At 65.5% G+C, this 17,864-nt stretch carries 9 protein-coding genes; 3 read left to right on the top strand and 6 right to left on the bottom strand.

Annotated elements, in window-relative coordinates:
* The first annotated feature begins 175 nt into the window (after positions 1 to 175).
* Both FYJ91_RS11905 and FYJ91_RS11900 read left to right on the top strand, forming a co-directional pair.
* Positions 176 to 2,839, top strand: a complete 2,664-nt coding sequence (locus tag FYJ91_RS11905) for a PD-(D/E)XK nuclease family protein (RefSeq protein ID WP_181008479.1) — start codon at positions 176 to 178, stop codon at positions 2,837 to 2,839.
* On the top strand, positions 2,836 to 6,000 hold the full coding sequence (locus FYJ91_RS11900) for a UvrD-helicase domain-containing protein (protein WP_149522518.1): 3,165 nt from the start codon (positions 2,836 to 2,838) through the stop codon (positions 5,998 to 6,000). Before FYJ91_RS11905 ends, FYJ91_RS11900 begins: the two co-directional genes overlap by 4 nt.
* A gap of 32 nt (positions 6,001 to 6,032) precedes the next feature.
* Here the strand turns inward: FYJ91_RS11900 and FYJ91_RS11895 are convergent, their stop codons facing one another.
* The 6 genes from FYJ91_RS11895 to FYJ91_RS11870 all read right to left on the bottom strand — a co-directional run bounded on the left by FYJ91_RS11895 (position 6,033) and on the right by FYJ91_RS11870 (position 13,427).
* The gene (locus FYJ91_RS11895) at positions 6,033 to 7,319 is read right to left on the bottom strand and encodes a hypothetical protein (RefSeq protein WP_149522517.1); all 1,287 of its coding nucleotides are present in this window, start codon (positions 7,317 to 7,319) and stop codon (positions 6,033 to 6,035) included.
* A complete protein-coding gene (locus tag FYJ91_RS11890; RefSeq protein ID WP_181008478.1) occupies positions 7,319 to 7,759 on the bottom strand; it encodes an MPN domain-containing protein in 441 nt (146 codons plus the stop codon). Before FYJ91_RS11890 ends, FYJ91_RS11895 begins: the two co-directional genes overlap by 1 nt.
* A gap of 1 nt (position 7,760) precedes the next feature.
* A complete protein-coding gene (locus FYJ91_RS11885; protein WP_149522515.1) occupies positions 7,761 to 8,522 on the bottom strand; it encodes a multiubiquitin domain-containing protein in 762 nt (253 codons plus the stop codon).
* A gap of 104 nt (positions 8,523 to 8,626) precedes the next feature.
* On the bottom strand, positions 8,627 to 12,061 hold the full coding sequence (locus FYJ91_RS11880) for an ATP-dependent helicase (RefSeq protein WP_149522514.1): 3,435 nt from the start codon (positions 12,059 to 12,061) through the stop codon (positions 8,627 to 8,629).
* Positions 12,061 to 12,630: a hypothetical protein gene (locus FYJ91_RS11875; protein WP_149522513.1), complete on the bottom strand. Its 570-nt coding sequence runs from the start codon at positions 12,628 to 12,630 to the stop codon at positions 12,061 to 12,063. Before FYJ91_RS11875 ends, FYJ91_RS11880 begins: the two co-directional genes overlap by 1 nt.
* Positions 12,627 to 13,427: a sigma factor-like helix-turn-helix DNA-binding protein gene (locus FYJ91_RS11870; protein WP_149522512.1), complete on the bottom strand. Its 801-nt coding sequence runs from the start codon at positions 13,425 to 13,427 to the stop codon at positions 12,627 to 12,629. The genes FYJ91_RS11875 and FYJ91_RS11870 overlap by 4 nt, the downstream gene beginning before the upstream one ends.
* A gap of 438 nt (positions 13,428 to 13,865) precedes the next feature.
* Here FYJ91_RS11870 and FYJ91_RS11865 point away from each other — a divergent pair, with 438 nt between their 5' ends.
* Complete coding sequence (locus FYJ91_RS11865; protein WP_149522511.1) at positions 13,866 to 17,858, top strand: nSTAND3 domain-containing NTPase; 3,993 nt, start codon at positions 13,866 to 13,868, stop codon at positions 17,856 to 17,858.
* The last annotated feature ends 6 nt before the right edge of the window (positions 17,859 to 17,864 follow it).

Here is a 17,864-nt window from a genome sequence, read left to right as displayed (position 1 = left end):
CGCAAAATTCAGTGCGGCTTTCCGATCGGCGCAATTTGCTTCGCTTAGTCTTGATTGAGACCGGTGATCACGTCGCGGGTGGTTCGTCCCAACTGATTCTGCTCAGATCGGACAAGAAGCCGATTGCGTCTATCACTATCGAACTGACATGGTTCCCTTGGGAGGGAATATCGAAATGGACGTAGTGTTTGGCCTTTGGGCAGATGGTGGTGCCAGCCCTGATCACGGTGGCGTCGGCACCGGGGCGCTGGGGCAGCCCGTCGTAGGCCCGGCGGGCTTTGTCGATATCCTAGAGACGGCGGTGGGCCTGGGCGGTCCGCGCCGCCCACAGGTGGTACGGATCGCCGGATTCCAGTCGGCTCTGGAAGCGCTCGACGGCGACTACTTCTGGTCTCGCTCCCTAGCCATGGACCCCTGGGCTACGGCGCGAACCCTTCTCGGCTGGCGCGACGAGCTCGTTGGCCTCGGTTGGCGTAGCGAAGCGACCTGGTCCGGAATGCGCCTCAAACAGCTGGCCATGGCCTCCAACGCTGCAACCGATCTTGCTCCTGGCCTTGCTGATCGAATTACCGCTATCCTTGTGAAACTTGACGGATCGACGAACACGCCGATCACGAGCCTCCGGTTGATTGATTCCGCACAACTGCTCCCGTCACCGCTGCGCCGTGTGGTGGAGAGGCTTCAAGTCCTCGGTTGCTCCGTAGAGGACGTGGGGATCACCGCCGCTGCGGCGCCGACCACATCGCTCGGCCGCCTGCAGCGGTGGATCGCTGACGGGGTCGTGCCCGAGTCCGGCGCTGACGGCTCCGTGACGCTGGCAACCTCGGCAAGCGAGCCCCTTGCGGCGGAGGTGCTGGGTCAGTGGTTCGCCGGCCAGCACGGTAACGTGGCGCTCGTAGCACAAGAGGATGACACTGACCTCCTAGACCACGGGCTGAATGCAACCGGCCAGCCGCGGGCTGGTCGGAGCCGTTCGTCGATCCACCGTGGTTCCCTTCAGCTTCTGTTGCTCGCCTTTAGAGGGGCTTGGGCGCCTTTTGATCCGCAGGCCCTCATGGAGTTGCTAATCTTCCCAGCCTCTCCGATCGCTCCACGCGCGGCGCGGCGGCTCGCCTCTGCCCTCGAGCAGGCGCCTGGCCGTGGCGGCCCCGAATGGGTCGAAGCTTGGGAAGCGATCGCCGCCAACGAGCGCGAGTACGCCGTAGACGACACGGACGCTCTCGCCGCCGTAGATCCCAGGCTCGCCCGTTGGCGGGAGTGGACTGAGCTGGAAATGGCAGATCCTGTATCCGGGATGCCGCTCCCGCAGGCGCTCGGCATCTGCGACCGCGTAACCGCGTGGGCGGTACGCCGTTACGCTGCCACCGGCGACCTGCTCTACGCCTTGACATCAACGTTGGCCGGCGAAGTGCGCGCGGCGCTCGCGGCGCTTGGCCGCGATCTTATACCGCGTCTGCTGGTCGAGCGAGTGATAGATCAGGCGCTCGACATCGGGCACCCGAATCCAGGCTCGCAGGCTGAGGCCGCGCAATGGCGCAGCGTCCCTCACCCGGGTGCAATCTGGGCGCCGCGGGACACGGTGGTCTGGTGGAACTTTTCTACTACCCGCGAGGGTGCCGACCGCTCACCTTGGACCGATGCTGAGCGGCAAGAGCTCGCGGCAGCTGGCTGTCCCGCCGACGATATGACGCTTGCCGCCCGGGCCGCAAGTGCGGCCTGGGAGCGATCGGTCATGCATGCGAGGGAGCGCATCGTCTTTGTCTCGGGAGGGCCCGGTTGCGAGGCGGACGAGATGGCGCATCCGCTTGCCCATCGCCTGAAGCCGGCGCTGGACCGCGTAGGGACGCGCGTCACCCTCGAGGCGGCGTTGCGCGGGCCGACACTCGAACTTGCTGGTACGACCATCGGGCGCCGGGCCATCGAGCCACGAGCGCTTCCCGCCCCACAATTCGCCTGGACCGTACCCAGCGGGTTCTCGGCACGTATTGCCGGGGCGGCGGAATCTGCGACGTCGCTCGAAAACCTCTTTTCCTGTCAGCTGATGTGGGCCCTGCGGCATGTCGCAAGGCTACGACCCGGTCGCGTCCGCTCGATCCCCGATGCAAACCAGTTGCTAGGGAATCTAGCGCATGCGATCGCTCGAGAGGTGTTCGCGCCCGGCGATCCGCCCGGTCCAGCAGAGGCCGAACGGCGCACAGCCGATCTGCTCGAGGGGCGGATCGATCAGTTGGCAGCGCCGCTCCGACACCCGGAGTTCGCCGAAGAGCTGAACTCGGCGCGGCGAAGACTTCCTGCGGCCATGGCCAGTCTCGCTAGCTGCCTCGCGGAGAACGATCTGACGGTAGAGGCGACCGAGAAACAGGTCAGCGGAATTTTCGAGACCCTGCTCGCGATGCAGGGATCAGTCGACCTCGTCGCTCGCGACCGCGCCGGACACGCCGTAATCGTGGACCTGAAGTGGACGCGCAGCGACCGTTCGCGTGTCAATGAGATTGCGACCGGCCGCGCAGTCCAGCTCGCGACCTACGGCGCGCTGGTCGCTGGCGACAGCCCCTACCGGGCCGGTTATTTCCTGTTGAACCAGCGGCAGTTCCTGACCTTGGCCGGCACCGGCCTCGTAGGGCGACCAGTCGAAGGGGCACGTTCCTTTCCGGACACCTGGGCCGCAATCCTCGCGGCTTGGCGGACGTGGCGAGAGGGCGCGGAGGCAGGGACGCTTCTCGCGACGGGCGTACAAGGTGTTGAGGACAGCATTCCCGCCGCACTTGGCATCACTCGCGATGTGCACTGCGACTGGTGCGATTATGCAACGCTGTGCCGTGTCAGGGGGCTGGCATGACGGAGGCTAACGTGCAGAACAAGGTCGATACGATCATCGCCAGCGCCGGTACCGGCAAGACCTACCGCTTGGTCGAAGAGATCGTGGCGGAGGTTATGGGCGGCATACCGCCGCACCGCGTCCTGGCGACCACCTTCACAAAGCGCGCAGCGGCGGAGCTGTCGGGCCGTATCCGGGCCCGACTGATCGAGGGCGGTCGGGCCGATCTCGCGGCCGCGATGCTTTCGGCGCGCATCGGCACCGTGAACTCAGTGTGCGGATCGCTTATCGCGGAGTTCGCGTTTGAGCTCGGGAGGTCCCCGGTCGCCGAGGTCATTGCGGAAGATCGTCAGGCTGCGGTGTTTTCCCGCGCTGTAGGCGCCGTGATCGAGGAAAGCGGCCCGGCGATCGCGCAGGTCGCCGAGCGCTTCGGCCTGCAGGCGCGAAGCTATACGGCGCATGGCAGGACTATCAGAGGATGGCATGACGAGGTCAGGCGCGCCGTGGACCTCGCGCGCTCAAATGGAATACCCGCCGACAGGCTCGCGCATTGCGCCGAACGCTCGGCAACTAGCCTTGTTGCGCTCCTGCCCGCCGCAGCGGCCGGCGAGACGGGCGACGCCCTCGATCAATCTCTTCGCCTGGCGCTTGAGTCGTGCGTGGTCGAGGTCGAGCGTGGCCGCGCAGGTCTCAAGGCCACGACGCTCTCCAAGGATGTCCCCGTTGTGGAGAAGACCCTACGGACGTTGGTGTCAGGCGACAGGCTGCCGTGGTCGGATTGGGCGCGGCTCACCAAGCTCGGCGCCACCAAGGCGGACGCGGGCTTGTTCGCGGCAGTGATCGCCGCGGCGGCTGCCCATCCCCGTCATCCCGCGCTGAGAGCCGATATTGAGCGCTATTTAGAACTTGTGTTCGACTGCGCAGCGCGGTGCATGGAGGCATATGCTGCGCACAAGCGTGCGCGAGGATTGCTCGACTTCGTCGACCAGGAAATGCTTGCGCTCGAAATCATCTCCGACCCGGCGAATGGCCCACGACTGCGCGAGCTGATCGGTGCCGTTTTCGTCGACGAGTTTCAGGATTCCAGCCCGATCCAGATCGCCATTTTCACCGCGCTTTCGCGCATTGCCGGCCGCAATCTCTGGGTCGGTGATCCAAAGCAGTCGATCTATGGTTTCCGCGACGCCGACCCGGCGCTCACCACGGCGGCGGCGGCGGCGATCACCGCAGCATCGGGCGGCGGGGTGGCATATCTGCGCCGCTCCTTCCGGACACGGCCGCAACTGGCGGACTTCGTGAACGCCGCGATTGCCCCGAACATGCTGCGGGTCGGCATGGCCGAGGAGGAGATCTGCTTCGAGGGATGCGCACGGACTGAGGATCCCGCATTCCCGGCCGCCCTTTCCTTCCTTCCGATGACGGGCAAGCGGAAGGACGAGCGCACGGCGATGCTCGCCAGCAGGATCGCCGGCCTGCTCGCCGACCCCGCCGGTTGGCCGGTCACCGAACGGAGTGGTGCGACGCGCGGTGCGCGCGGCGGCGACGTGGCGGTGCTTTGCCGCAGTAATGCGCAAGTCAGCGATCTCGCGGCGGCGCTCGCGGCGCACGGCGTCCGTGTCGCCGTCGAGCGCTCGGGACTTCTCGATCAACCCGAGATCGAGTTCGCGCTCTCCGCGTTCCGCTGGATCGCCGACGGCAGCGACACGCTCGCGCTCGCGGAGCTTGCCCGTCTCGGCACAGACGGCGAAGGCTGGTTCGCCGCCGTTTTCGAAGCCGACGCACGCGCGGGCCTCGTCGCCCAGCTCCCGTTCGCCGAAGCGCTCTCGGTGATCCGTGAACGTGCGCCGCAATTGACGCCAGCCGAAGTGCTCGACGCGTTGCTTCACGCAGACACTGTCCTCGACACCATCCTGCGCTGGGGCGAGGCCGAGCAGCGCCTGCAGAATCTTGAAGCACTCAGGGGTTTGGTCGAGGGCTATCAAGAGGAACAGCGCGCGGAGCGTCAGGCCGCCACGCTGGCCGGCGCCTGCGCATGGATCGCTGACCGCGACGATGCACGCCAGCCCGAGAGCACGCATCCCGACGCGGTCAATATCATGACCTACCATGGTGCAAAGGGCCTCGAATGGCCCGTCGTGGTCTTGACCGAGCTCGACGCGCCGGCGCGCGGGTCACCGTTCGGGCTGACTGCCGAGGATGAGGGTTCACCCGATTGGGGCGCTCCACTTGCTCGACGGGTGCTGCGTTACTGGCCTTGGCCCTATGGCGAGCAGCAAAAGGACGTCGATCTCGATGTGAGCGCTCCGGTCAGCCCGCAGGGGATCGCCGCGATCGCCGCCGAACGGCTGGAGCGCACGCGCCTGCTCTACGTCGGCATGACGCGCGCGCGCGACCATCTCGTGCTTGCCACGACCGGTGGCGCCCTGCCGTGGCTCGACGAGCTTACGGACGACGCGGGTTCGCCTCTCATCGCGGACGTAGGCGCGGCGGTGACCGTCGCCGCCGCGCGCTTCCCGGCGCGGCCCTGCGCCGAGGTTCTGCAGCCTGTGGAGGAGGCAGCGGAGACCGTGATCGAATACGGCCGTCCCACGACGGCGCGTGTCGCGCATCCGCCGCTACGGCTACGGCCGAGTGACGCGGTGCTGAAGGATGCCGGGGTGGTCGTAACGGGCACGGACGGGCTCGGCGCGCGTATCCCGCTGGTAGGCAATCCGGATCTGCAGCTGCTTGGCGAGGCGATTCACCGATTCCTCGCTTCCGACGACCCAGGCGCTGGCCTTGAGGTGCGGACGTCCGAGGCGGAGGCCGCGCTCCTGCGCTGGGGCGTGCCCCATGTGGCGCCGGCGGATCTGGTGACCATCGCCGATCGCCTTCACACATTCGTTGGCACGCGGTTCGCGGGCGCGACCGCGCTCCGCGAGTGGCCGGTGCACGCGGAGGACGGCCTGCAGGTGCTATCCGGTCGCCTCGACCTGCTGGTCGATCTCGGCGACGGCTATGCAATCATCGACCATAAGAGCTTCCCCGGCTCGGTCGCGCTCGACGAGGAGCGCCTGCGCGCCTTCGCGGGTCAGGTCTCGGTCTACGCCCGCGCGATCGAGCGCGTCACCGGGCGGACGCGCTTCGAGTATTGGGTGCACCAGCCGATCGCCGCGGTCATGACACGGATCGAGATCCGCTGACCCTGGGATTGGGCGATCGGCGTCTGTCGCACTCAGGCCGCTGTGCGCGTCGTGGAGGCCGCGCAGCCGACCGGGCAGCTGGAATTGGGGGCGACAGGCATCGCGCCATAGGTCCAGCCCTCTGGACGCAGTGCGTTGATAAAGGCCTGCTGGTCGGCAAGCGCCGGTCCCTCGAGGCCGAGCGACCGAAGCCAGCGGGCGACGAGCAACAGGCCTGACAGGAGGGACACGAACGCAGCGGTCGGGATGGGCCCGGTCGGGGACGCCGCGGCGGGGTGCAGGCACCCGACACAAGCCTGGCCCGGCGTATGGGACGAGACCAGCACGGCGAACCCCTCCGTCGCGCCGACCCCCAGCCAGTATGGCGCCGCCGCCTGCACCGCCCAACGGGACGGAATGTCGTCGACGCCCACCAGCACAATAGGCGCTACCGGCATGCCCATGACGTAGCGGACGGGCTCGGGATCGATGGCAATACCTTTCGCGCGACGTGCGAGGTCCGTCACCTTGGCGATCTCCAGCGCGCCGCGCACCAGTAGCGCGTTCCGATTGAGGTTACTGAGCGCGGACACATCGTCGTCGAGCACCCGGCCGCTGCCGACCACCCCCGGTAGCCTGGCCAAAGCGAATAGCGCCGCGTTCGCGATTGCGCCGCCGCTGACAAGGTCGAAGTGCGGGAGCGAAATAGTCTTCGGCGTGTTCTCCGGCGCCAACGCGAAGGTGGCGTCTGCGGTTTCCGCATAAAGCTCATCGAAATAGTCGCGGGCGCGGGCATGGTTGGCGAGCCGCCGCATCGCGATCCGGAACGCCTCCGAGGCGACCAGCACACCGGCGCAAATGCCGCCCAGCGGCCAGTCCAACCCGGACCAACCGGCGCTTTGCGGCGCGATCCGCCCCCACCAATCACCCGCGTCGATCGCGATGCGGCGGGTAGACCCGATGCTCGTGGCGACCGTGCCAATCGTGACCGCGAGGTCAGTATTCGGCGGGGCTCCTCGGGCGATCGAGCAGCCGGGCAGCAGGTCCTGGCCGACCGCGACGATGGCGTCGATCAGGTTGCCGGGTTCGAGCGGCGGCTGCGCACCGATGGTGTCGACGTCTGCGCCGTCGATCCATACCTCATGGCCCGACCGCGCCATGGTGAGTGCTGCGGTGACGAGCGCGGTCTGCCCGGAATGCGTCGCCATCGCGTCGGCGCCCGCGTGGAGCACCACGCGGACGGAAGTCAGCGCATCGACCAAGGCTCCGTCGGGGACCGAGGCGTCGAGGTCGGTCCGCATGAGGAGGAGGGTGCGCGAAAGTGCTTCGTTGAGTGACATCAGATGAGCTCCAGATGGTCTTTTATAGGCACCTCGCGCCAGCGCCCGTCGTCATCGAGGCGCGCGAGGAACGCGCTGTCGAATCCGGTTGGGCCGAGTGCGAAGCGGGGGATGACGAGGCTGAGGAAGCCGGGTACCGCGAGGATCGGGAAGGCGTCGTCGGTCGCCGAGTGGTAGGCGGCGCCAGGGTGGGTGTGCACCTGGACACTGACGCCTTCCCCGGCATCCGCCAGCGACTTCCAGAACGATGTCAGCCAGCTGTCCTCGAGCGTGAACCCGACGGCGCTGGCGCTGTGCTTGGGATGGACCACGCGGGTCACGCGCTCCGGATCGGACCAGGGTCCGACCCAGAGCGCCTGGCATTCGCGACGACCGCCCCCGCAGGAGCGGAGGCGGTCGAAGGTCTCGTCGAACACATGCCGTGGCAGAAGCGTCGGCATGTCAGCCGCCCTGCACCGTGCGGGGCCGCAGCTGCAGGTGGGCGCCAGGCTGGACGCGCTCCTGCGCGATGGTGTGCGTCGGCTCGAGCACCCGTCCCGACGCCGCATCCACCAGGACGAGGTCACCGCCCGGATTGCCGAACTGCGGCCGCACCATTTCGATCAGCGCCGCGATCGTCTCGCCCGGCGTCACCCGTACGGTGCGGACGATACCGTTGTAGCTGACGGCGATGTCGAAGCCCGCCGGCGGGTGCGGCGGGCCGGCGACGAAACGCTCGACACCCGGCTTGGCGAGGTCGACCATGCCGTCGCGCGGGACCGGGATGTCGGTTCCGCCCGGCACGTCGATGTAGAGCGCCTCGCCCTCCGCCAGGTCGGCAAGCGCGTAGAGGTCGTGCCCGCTGATGTCGGGACGGCCCCAGAGCATGTCGCGGCCGAGCAGGAAGGCACGCTGCAGCACGTCGGTGCGGAAGGCCACGACGCGCTCGATGCCGCGCCCGCGAAGGTCCATCGGCTCGTCGAGGCGGATGTCCTCCATGGCGCCGCCCGGCAGGAGCGCGACCAGCGCGTACTGCTCGACGTCGCGAACGCCGGCATGCTCCAGGATCTGGCGCCCGACGGGCACCGGGTCCGCGAACACCAGCTGACGGAACGTCAGGCCGCCATCGCCATAGTTGAGACGGTAGTCGGTCGTCTGGTTCAGCTCGACACCGTCGTCCCGCATGGGACCGTCAGCGCCGCTCTCGATTTTTTCATAATCCATCTTCGAAGCTCCAATGCGAACCCTTCCGGGGGTCCTGCACGGTCAATCGAAGCCACGTGTTGGATCGGAAAAGCGCTGGCCGTCTGTCGGCTCGCAAGGTGTGATTAGATCGTCACCATCGCGGCGCCCGCGGGCAGTGCATCGCAGATCATCAGCGCCGGGCAGTTCCCACAGCTGCGGGGTCCAGCGTTGTCGAGCTTGGGGAAGGAGCCGGCTCGGATGCCTGCCAAGGCCGCGGCGGTGATACGCTGGAAGTGGCCCTCAGCGCCCTTTTTGGGAGCAACTGTGACCCGGCGCCGGTCGGCCAGATTGAGCATCTCGACGCGCGAGCCCGACATACGGGTCATCGCGCCCACCACGGCCGCGCGCACGTCGATCGCCTCTTCCGCCTTACTACGTTGGTGGCCGGTCTGGACGATCCACAGGACGGCCGAGCCGTTCTCGTCGAGGATCTCGTGGGCATCGATCTCGACGATGTCGATCCCGACCCCGATCGCGGCTGCCGTGTGGCTGGCGGCCGCGAGGGTTCGGCGCTCGCCTCCGTAGAACGCGACGAGCTCGACCGCGAGCTGCACGAAATCGGCGTAATAGCCATGCTCGGAAAGCTCCGGAACGTCGCATGCAGCGCGCGTCAAACGCTCGAGCTCCACCTCACTCGGTGTGGTCGGACCCGCGGCGATGTCGCGACATACCCTCCTTACGATGTCATGCACCAACCCGTAGGTGGTGCGGTCGGTCGCTCCGCCCGTGCGTAAGAGCTGCATATAGAGGAAACGCCTGGGACACTTGCGGTAAGTCTCGATTCTCCATCCTGCGAGGCTGAGCGTCGCCGGCACCGTTATGGGGACGGGAATCGCGTCCGCAGGAACCGACGGCTCACGCGACGGCGCTGCTTCGCGCGAGGTAAGCCGACCTGCGAGGCGCGCGACGTAGGAGGATTCGGCGCGCGGCTTACGGTCCTTCTTTTCGGAGCAGCGGTAGAGCCGGAGGCGGTCCCGAGCCCTCGACGTCGCGACGTAGAGCAGGCAGTCCTGCTCCTCCTCGTGGCTGATCGCGAGCTCTTCGGTGACGGAACCCCGGGCGAATTCGATCATGCCGTCCGGTGGAGGACAAGCCGGGCGCCCGTAGTGAGCGGCTTTGGGCATGGTGTCGGCGTTAAGACCCGGCAGGTGGACGGACGGGAACTCGAGCCCCTTCGCGCCGTGGATCGTCAGGAGGCGGACCGCGTCGATCCCCGAGGCAGCGGCCGGCAGGTGGCGCAGGTCGCGGTCGTCGCCTAAGCGAAGCAGGCGCCGGACACGCCGCAGCAACGCCGGGATGGCCGGCTTCTCGCGTGCGCCCACCGCCTTCACAAAGTTCATGAACTGCCAGACCGCGATCGCCTGGGAGCGGTCCGCAGCGGAGGTTCCCGAAGCGAGGCGCGCTGCGATCGGGGAGCGATCGAGCAGGATGCCAGCCAGCGCATACCAGGGGTTGCTGGCATATCCGACCTCGGACAGCGCGTGTGCAAGCGACGCCAGTGGACCCGCCGCCGATGGGCAGAGCGCTGCGGCCTTGTCGGTATCCAGTAGCGCGTTCGAACCGCCCGCGGCGACGCTCTTCAGCGCGGTCGTTGTCTCGATGACCTGTTGGAGGTCCATGCGGAACTCTGGCATGCACGCTACGCGCACGAGGCCCGCGCCCCACGGATCGGTGGTCAGCGACAAGAGGCAGAGCAGGTCCTTGATCTCAGGCCGTTCGAAGATGCTGCCTAGAAAGAGCACCGGAATTCCGAGCGCTTCTAGACCGCGCCCGATGACGGCGAGGCGGTCGTTGCCGGTCACCAGCACGCAATGGTCTCGGTAGCGTCCACCCGCTGCGACGTCGGCGAGGATTTCGTCCGCGATGACGGGAGCGATGCACGCGTTCTCGCGGACCACGATCAACTCGGGCGTAACACCGGAAGGGCCGCGCACCGACGTCAGGGGCTCGAACGGCGGCGGCTCCGGATCGCCTTCGCCCCGGACCGGCGTCATACCTTGCCCGAGATGGGTGAACAGTTGCACGACCTCCTCCGTCGAGCGGTAGTTCTCGATCAGGTCTCCATGTTCAGCACCGGGGAAGTCGCCGGCGAACAGCGCCATGTTGCGAGAAGAGGCCCCGCGGAAGCGGTAGATCGACTGCCGCGCGTCACCGACGACCCAGAGTCCCTGGCCGTCGGGCTTCAGCCCCTTCAACATACGGACACTGGCGCGGTTCACGTCCTGATATTCGTCGACGAGGACGTGGGTATATTTGCCTCGGTAATGCGCCTGCGCGGCGGCGTCGTTCTCGAGCAGGTCGACTGCCAACATGACGAGGTCGCCGAAGTCGATGAAATTGTCGGCCAGCTTGAGCTTCTCATAATGCGCGTAGAAAACCGCTATCTCTGCCGCCCGCTCGGCGCGTTCGATGGCGGCGGCCCGCGCTTCGCCTTCGAGTACGTCCGCTGCGTCACGCATAGCGGCAGCGAGCGATGCGTAGCGCTTGCAGTCGCAGAGCTCGTCCTGTGCCCGCGATATCGCATCAAGCATGTTCGACACGAGGGTCGTCGGGTCCTTCATGTCGCGGTGATGGCGCAGGCCGAGCCGCGGAAGCTCGTCTTCGAGCAACGCGACGGCGCTAGCGCGGTCGAGAAGGGTCGGCCGGCGGGTCCGGCCGATGCGGTCGCCAAACGCGTGTAGTATGTCGAGTCCGAAGCCGTGGAAGGTCCCGATCCACATCGCCGCCAGCGCATCGCCACGCGCGCCGGCGATTCGACCGGTCAATTCGCCGGCAGCGCGGTTGGAGTAGGTGAGCACGAGGATACGGCGAGGATCGACGCCTTCGGCAAGCAGCGCCGACACCCGCGCGGTGAGCGTCTGCGTCTTGCCGGTGCCAGGCCCCGCCTCCAGCAGATAGGCGCATCCACGGTGGTCCGCCGCCACCTGCTGGCGTTGGTTCAGCGGCTTACGCGGACGCGGAGCCAAATCGACGGGAGTTTCAGGGAGAAGCAAGGCGTCGAGCATCTGCTGATAGACGACCCCCTTGGTCGCGCCGATCCTGGCGGCAATCGCAGCTCCGCTCATGCCCTTGCCGAGGTGCAAGTCCTTGACGAAAGGGCGCGGGAGCAGGAGTTCGCGGGCGAACAAGTCCATCTGTACCTCGCGCCGCTGACGCGGGCCATGGGCAACTATCCGCTCCTCACCTTCGGGAGCGGCCTCAGACGAGCGCTCCTGATCGGTGTCGCACGCGCCCTCGCCGTCACCGAGCAAGGCGTGTCCGAGTTCGTGGGCAATCAGGAAGGCGCGGTCGAAATCCGTGCCATCATCGGTGTAAAGGATGAGGCCCAGCTCCGGGTCGAAACTCGCCTGAGCGTTTCCCAGCTGGGTTGCGCCCTTCTGTCTTGGTTCGGCCTCGAAGCCGGCGCGCTCGACCTCGCCGAGGACCAACTCCAGTGGCTTCCACGGATCGATACCTCGGGCAAGAGCGGCGGCGTGCAGTGCCGCCGCCTCCCGCCGCGAGGTCTCGACAGCGTCCATCAGTCACCGTCCTCCATGATCTCGGCCCGGCGCGCGTCGTCCACACGCGCCTCGATCAGCAACTGTTCGAACGGGACTGGCTCCTTCCGTTCAGGTCGAGCCTCGGACTTGTAGCTCGCCTGCGGGGAAGCACCTCCGATGCTCGCGCGCAGTTCGTCCACCGTGCCGCCAAGCGCTGCGGCCAGGCGGGCCAGCCACTTGCCGGGAATGGTGGACCAGATCGCCAGTCCATCCTTCACGGCTCCGATCACCCCGCGCGGCACGCCCATCGTTTTAGAGACCCGACCGTAGTCCGCGGGCCTGAGTTCCGCGAACAGGTTGCGCGATCCCTCTTGCACTGGCCAGGCCTCGAGAACGCGCGCGACGACGGCATCCATCGATGTCCGCGCGGCGTGATCGAGCGGTGGGTGCTCATCGCCCGGTACGCGATGCATTTCGTGTGAAAGGTCGATCAGTTCCAGCGAGAATTGCGGATGGCGCTGTAGGTAGGTCGCAAGCGCGCCGTTCTGATGTGCGTCCATCATGAAAGCCTCGAGCACGGCATCCAGTGTTGGTTCCTCCGCGCTCATCGTCCCACACTCCCGATCGCGTCCCGCACGGCCTTCAGTGCTGCCATCTTGCGGTTGTACAGCGTCTTGGGCTCAAGCCCGAGTATCTTCGCCATTTCTCCTGGCGGCACGCCTTCCCTCATCATGGTGAGAATCCTGTTTTGTTCCGTTGGTAGCGCGTCAATCGCTTCCCACGCCTTCAATCGGAAATCCTCGTCGTTGCGGCGGGCGATGCCGAACAGGTCTTCTTCGGCCTTGGCTTGCTCCACCTCGAGATCGACGCGCGGGTCGGAGCCATATTCGACGTAGGTGGGCTTCGGCTTCGTGTCGTCCCGCTTCGGCAATGTGGTCTTGAGCGCATCGGTACGCAGACGCGCCAATGCGAGGTCGAACACGGCTTCGTAGATGTCGAGCGCCTCGTTGTAGCCCGACAGGTCCGGGCCGAGCAGCTTGGCAAAGCGGTCCACGCCGTATTCGGCCATGGCGAGTTCGAGTGTGCTCAACGACGTTCCGCTGCGCCCGTGTGGCATCTGTGCACGTACTCGCTCCAGCAGGAGCCGACACCACCGCTGATAGGAGCGCTTGTCGCCGCGACGCGACGCGCGGCGCATCATGAAGACGAGGCATTCGCCGCGGAGCCAGCCGGGGTCGCTCCGCCGCGTGATTGCGGCCCGTTCGAGGGCCTCGCGTTCGGGGAGCCCAAGGAGGCCTGCCAGCAGCCGCTCCGTTTCCGGTTGGCGCGTGTACAGAGTCTGATCCGGCTTGCGCTTGCGCAGCGGTGGGATGGTCTCGTCGCCCTCCCCGTCGTTCTCCGCCATCTTTCCTCCCGTCCGATACTGTGATCCACTCCGGATCGTCACTCAACCGCAAACGTCGCCATTGTGGTGGCGCCCGCTTTACATGCCTGTCCTGCGGGTAAAGCGATGGTCGCATTTCCGATCGGAAACGGGGACCCGATTATATTCGCGCGCGGACTTGGGTTCCTGCTTCGGCACGGCCCGGCAATTCAGGCGCGGCACCTATAGTGGTGACACGCCTCGAAGGATGACTGATCAAGAGATTTGCGAATAACCAGGACAAGCTCGATGCGGTCACCGCAAACGATAGAACCGCGGACGGCAGTCAGACCACGCCTATCAGGCGCGGGGCGTCAATCCAGGACAATCGCCGGACGCCCTAAACTTTATGTCGACGAGGAGCATTGATGGCATCCACATTGCTGTCGATTTGCACTCGTTCCAGGCTAATGTTTGCCGATGAACGCGCCAGCCAATCCCAGCCCCGCCCTCGGTAATGATTCGGGCGCCGCAGCCGCGCTGGCCGGGTACGATTACCAGCTCGACGTTTCGATCCTGGCGGCGCTGCGAATCCTTTTCGTCACCAAATCCGCGTCGCGCATCACGCTGGAACCAGCGAATGCCGATGATATCGAGGTCGAACTCACAGAAGATGATCCCGGACATATCGAGACGCGGGCGGAGCTGGGCGTTGCCGCCCGGCTCATCATGCAAGTAAAGTTGCGCGGCGGAGATCCGTGGTCGCTCGCCGATTTCGAGCGCCTCCTTAAACACGGCAAGCGGCGCACCCCGGCCAAGGACCACCTCGCCGATCCCGATACTCGGTACCTGCTCGTGACGAATGCCGATGTGTCGGGCGTCGCTCGCAGTCTACTCGTCGGCGATTTTGAGGAGCAGTCGGAAGGAGACGACTTCCCGGCCTCATTGCGTGACATCCTGCCCGACGCGCCGGAACGGCGAGTTGCCATCTATGCCGGTCTGACGCCCAAGCTGCTCCAATATGAGTTAGAACATATACTGACCGCTATCCTTCGCGTTCCTAAGGATCGGCAGGAAGCATGTCTCAACATACTTCGTGAAGAAGCCAAGGCGCGTATGCGCGGCACCTCGCCGGGGGTCTGGGGTTATAATGATCTGCTAGGCACGGTCCGCTCCCACGGCGGATTTCTTGCGAGCGTCGCGGAGCTCGATGCCTTCGTGGAACCCACCAATTTCCCCGACATGATCCGACAGATTGAAAAGAAGAACGCGGTGGTCATCGCCGGATCATCTGGAACCGGCAAAACGCTGGCTGCACGCGCGCTGTGCGATCAGGCGCGTAAGCGCAACGGGGCGCTCGACATAGTCGTGGTCAATCCGAACAGTGACCCCTCGAGCATCCGGCAAATCGTTCAGACGGGACCGAAGCTCTTTTATCTCGAAGATCCTTGGGGGCAGAATAGCCTGCGAACCGGCTCCGAGACGTGGACCGAGCAGCTTCCGCGCATGCTGCGCGACGCCCGTAGCGACAATCAGTTCGTGGTTACGTCGCGAAGCGACATGCTGCGCGGCGCACAAGCCGTCGGTGGCGTTGCTCCATGGTCGATCGAATTGGAAGCCGATCGGTATCTCAACGGTCGTTTCGCCCAGATTTACGATAAGCGCATGGATCTCCTCCCGCCCGAGCTTCAGGCGAAGGCGCTCAGTTTTAGATCCGACGTTCTCCGCGTGCTCGAAAAGCCGCTTGAGCTCGACCTATTTTTCGCCAACCTCCTGTCCGGTCGTGTGGAGGGCGAGAATGACGGGCAATGGCTCCATCGCCTGATCGGTCTTGCTCATCGTGATGCGGTCGAGGGCGTAGTCGACCGCTTCCTGACCCATGCCGACACAACGGGCCAATCTGCCGCGATCTGGGGCATGCTGGCGGCACGGGGATCGTTCGATCGCACGCAGCTCGTTGCGTTGATGCGGTCCTTACGGCTCGCCGCGCCTGACCTTGCCAATGGTCTCGACAAGCTGATCGACACGATGATCGCCGCGCGCCATCTTCGACAGCCGACAACATCGGTCGCCTTCGCGCATCCGAGTGTACGGGCGGGTTTCGAGAGTCATCTGAAGGCTGACTTGTTTCGATATGAGCCGGCTTTTGCAGCGCTGCTGACCGCGCTCACCACCCTCCCGCAACCGCACGTCGAGTGGGGGATGGAGACGGCCGCTCGCCTGATCGACGAAGGGCGCCGGCTCGTCGCCGGCGTCGAAGGCGGCGCGTTGACCTTCGACGTTCCCGCTGCCGCCCAAGCTGCAATCGATGGTTGGCTAGACGCTGCTCTGGTCGATCCATCCGCGGATTTTCCCAAGCTCCTCCAGCTAGCCAGCGACGTAGGCAGTGAGGCTTCCAACCCATCGGAACTGGCCCGTTGGTTGTTGACCAGCGTCCAGCGAGGCGCGGCCTTTTTCATTGACCGATGGAAGGCACCGAACTTCCCCGACGCGTGGTATGATCGAATCTCGCAGGATCCACGCTCCTTTCTGATCGCCGAGCGTTTCGTTCGCGATCAGCTTTCCGACGAACATGGTTCCTATGGTGCCAAATTCCCGTTGGCACTCGACCGTATCGCGACTGGGCTTGAGCCCGCCTATCTTCATGCCGCGCGCCGTCTGGTTGGCATGGGTCACGGCTCGAATATCGAGGCGGTCGTGACCGGCGCGTTACGTGATCTTGCGACCTTCAAAGCAGTGTTCGAAGAAGCACTCGACGATCTTGCAGGCGATGATGCCCAGCGTGCGAAAAATGCGGAAAGGTGGCGGCTCATTGCCGACGGCGAGTGCGACTATGGGTTCGAGGAGTATTACACCTCCGGCCACGACGACGATGGCTATGCATCTGGCATCATTGTTGAGCTTTATATCGAAGCCGTCCGTGCGGCCGGCGATTGGAAGGAGCTCGCCGGACATAATCGCGCGTCCGAGTTCGGATATTACTGGGCACGCGCAATCCGCGACGCGGATGCCACAGCCGCCCCGAGTCTCGAGGAGCTGTCAGCGATGTTCGCTGCAGCTCAGGCGGACGGACATGAGGACGCGGCGTGGGACGCGCTGCGTCAACATTGGCATTCGGAATTCAGAGAGAAGCTCAAGCAAGCGCTGATCGCCGGCATTCCAGAGCAAAGCGATAGTCAGGCCGCCATCGCCTGCGCCATGGGCGTCGACCAGAACCTTCTTGCCGAGGCGTTCGCTTCTTCTCCAACCGCCGCCCTGCGCGTTGCCTTCCTCTGCGACCTGATCGCTGCGCGCCGCCGCTATTCCAAGCTCCAGAAGACCGGAATGGCGAGCCTTATTCGGGCGCTGGATCCCGCTTACCGCGAGGTCGGTTGGGCGCTGCTTCTCGGGCGGTCGCGTGCCGCGATGCTCAGCGATCAAGCGGTTGAAATTTTGCGGCAAGCGGCTGAGACGGCGCGGCCTCGCATCCTCTCGGAGGTCGTCCCGCTCTTGATTGAGGCGGGCGTGATGCCGGTCGAGGCGGTTCGCCGATGGTTGAATGAGACCGAGGACAAGGACTTGGCAGAGGCCGCTGCTTCGGCTGCGGTCGAGATCGAGGATGGAGAAGCCATCACGAAGGCCCGTCAGCACGTTCGGGCGAGTGCGCGGGTTGTTGCTATCGAGTTCTTGGTGAGCCGAACTGATCCGCCGTTCCCCGTCGAAATCCTCGCGCTGGCCGGCGATCCTGGCCGACATGTTCGTCAGGCACTGGTGCGCGCGATTGCAGCGAAGCCGCATCCCGATCACTTCCCGGTATTGCTGCGTCTGACCGGCGACACGTGGTCGGACGCCGACCCTTCCCATAACGAACCTGATTCTTACCCGATCGCGCGGGAGGCAGTGGAAGGGCTTGCGGCCTACGCCCCCTTATCCGACGAGACCAGTGACCAGCTCATAAAGTTAGCGACGACCACCTCGGATCGAGCGCTCAGCCAAGGATGTCTGCGGGTCGCAGCCGACTGCGGGTCCCCCGCAATTCGCACGAGAATTCGGGCGCTATTCGGCGACCGCGATCGTGGTTTGCTTCGGCTCGACGCGCTTGATGCCCTAGTCTTCGCCGCCACAATTGAGGATGAGTTGCTGGCTCCGTTCACCCCGGAACGGATCGTCAGGCTTGGCGCGGCGCTAGCGCCGTCAGCGGTGGTGCTTGTCTGCCACCATGCTCCGATCGAGAGAGCTATTGCGCTGTGCGAACGCATGGCTAATTCGAACGCGGATCGCTCGCTGGCCGTTCTCGGTGCTTACTTCCTTCATGATCGCGATCTCGGGGCTGCCCGGGCAATCCTCGATCTGCTGCCCGAGGGGCATCCGGCGCGTGGCCTCTTCAGCGACGAACAAGAGCTTTTGCCTGCATCGGTCTTGGATGGGCTCGGAGATATCAAACGTCAGCGATGGGTCAGAAAATGGATGAGCGGTCGTATCGCTAAGCCGTGAGGACGC

It is taken from the genome of Sphingomonas montanisoli (assembly GCF_008274695.1).
In the GTDB taxonomy this organism is placed as follows: Bacteria; Pseudomonadota; Alphaproteobacteria; order Sphingomonadales; family Sphingomonadaceae; genus Rhizorhabdus; species Rhizorhabdus montanisoli.
This window is presented reverse-complemented; position numbering and strand designations above follow the sequence as displayed.

What these genes read in the sequence shown, in the direction of transcription:
- FYJ91_RS11905 (WP_181008479.1), top strand. Translation starts at nt 176, where the DNA reads ATGGACGTAGTGTTTGGCCTTTGGGCAGATGGTGGTGCCAGCCCTGAT.
- FYJ91_RS11900 (WP_149522518.1), top strand. Translation starts at nt 2,836, where the DNA reads ATGACGGAGGCTAACGTGCAGAACAAGGTCGATACGATCATCGCCAGC.
- FYJ91_RS11895 (WP_149522517.1), bottom strand. Translation starts at nt 7,319, where the DNA reads ATGTCACTCAACGAAGCACTTTCGCGCACCCTCCTCCTCATGCGGACC.
- FYJ91_RS11890 (WP_181008478.1), bottom strand. Translation starts at nt 7,759, where the DNA reads ATGCCGACGCTTCTGCCACGGCATGTGTTCGACGAGACCTTCGACCGC.
- FYJ91_RS11885 (WP_149522515.1), bottom strand. Translation starts at nt 8,522, where the DNA reads ATGGATTATGAAAAAATCGAGAGCGGCGCTGACGGTCCCATGCGGGAC.
- FYJ91_RS11880 (WP_149522514.1), bottom strand. Translation starts at nt 12,061, where the DNA reads ATGGACGCTGTCGAGACCTCGCGGCGGGAGGCGGCGGCACTGCACGCC.
- FYJ91_RS11875 (WP_149522513.1), bottom strand. Translation starts at nt 12,630, where the DNA reads ATGAGCGCGGAGGAACCAACACTGGATGCCGTGCTCGAGGCTTTCATG.
- FYJ91_RS11870 (WP_149522512.1), bottom strand. Translation starts at nt 13,427, where the DNA reads ATGGCGGAGAACGACGGGGAGGGCGACGAGACCATCCCACCGCTGCGC.
- FYJ91_RS11865 (WP_149522511.1), top strand. Translation starts at nt 13,866, where the DNA reads ATGAACGCGCCAGCCAATCCCAGCCCCGCCCTCGGTAATGATTCGGGC.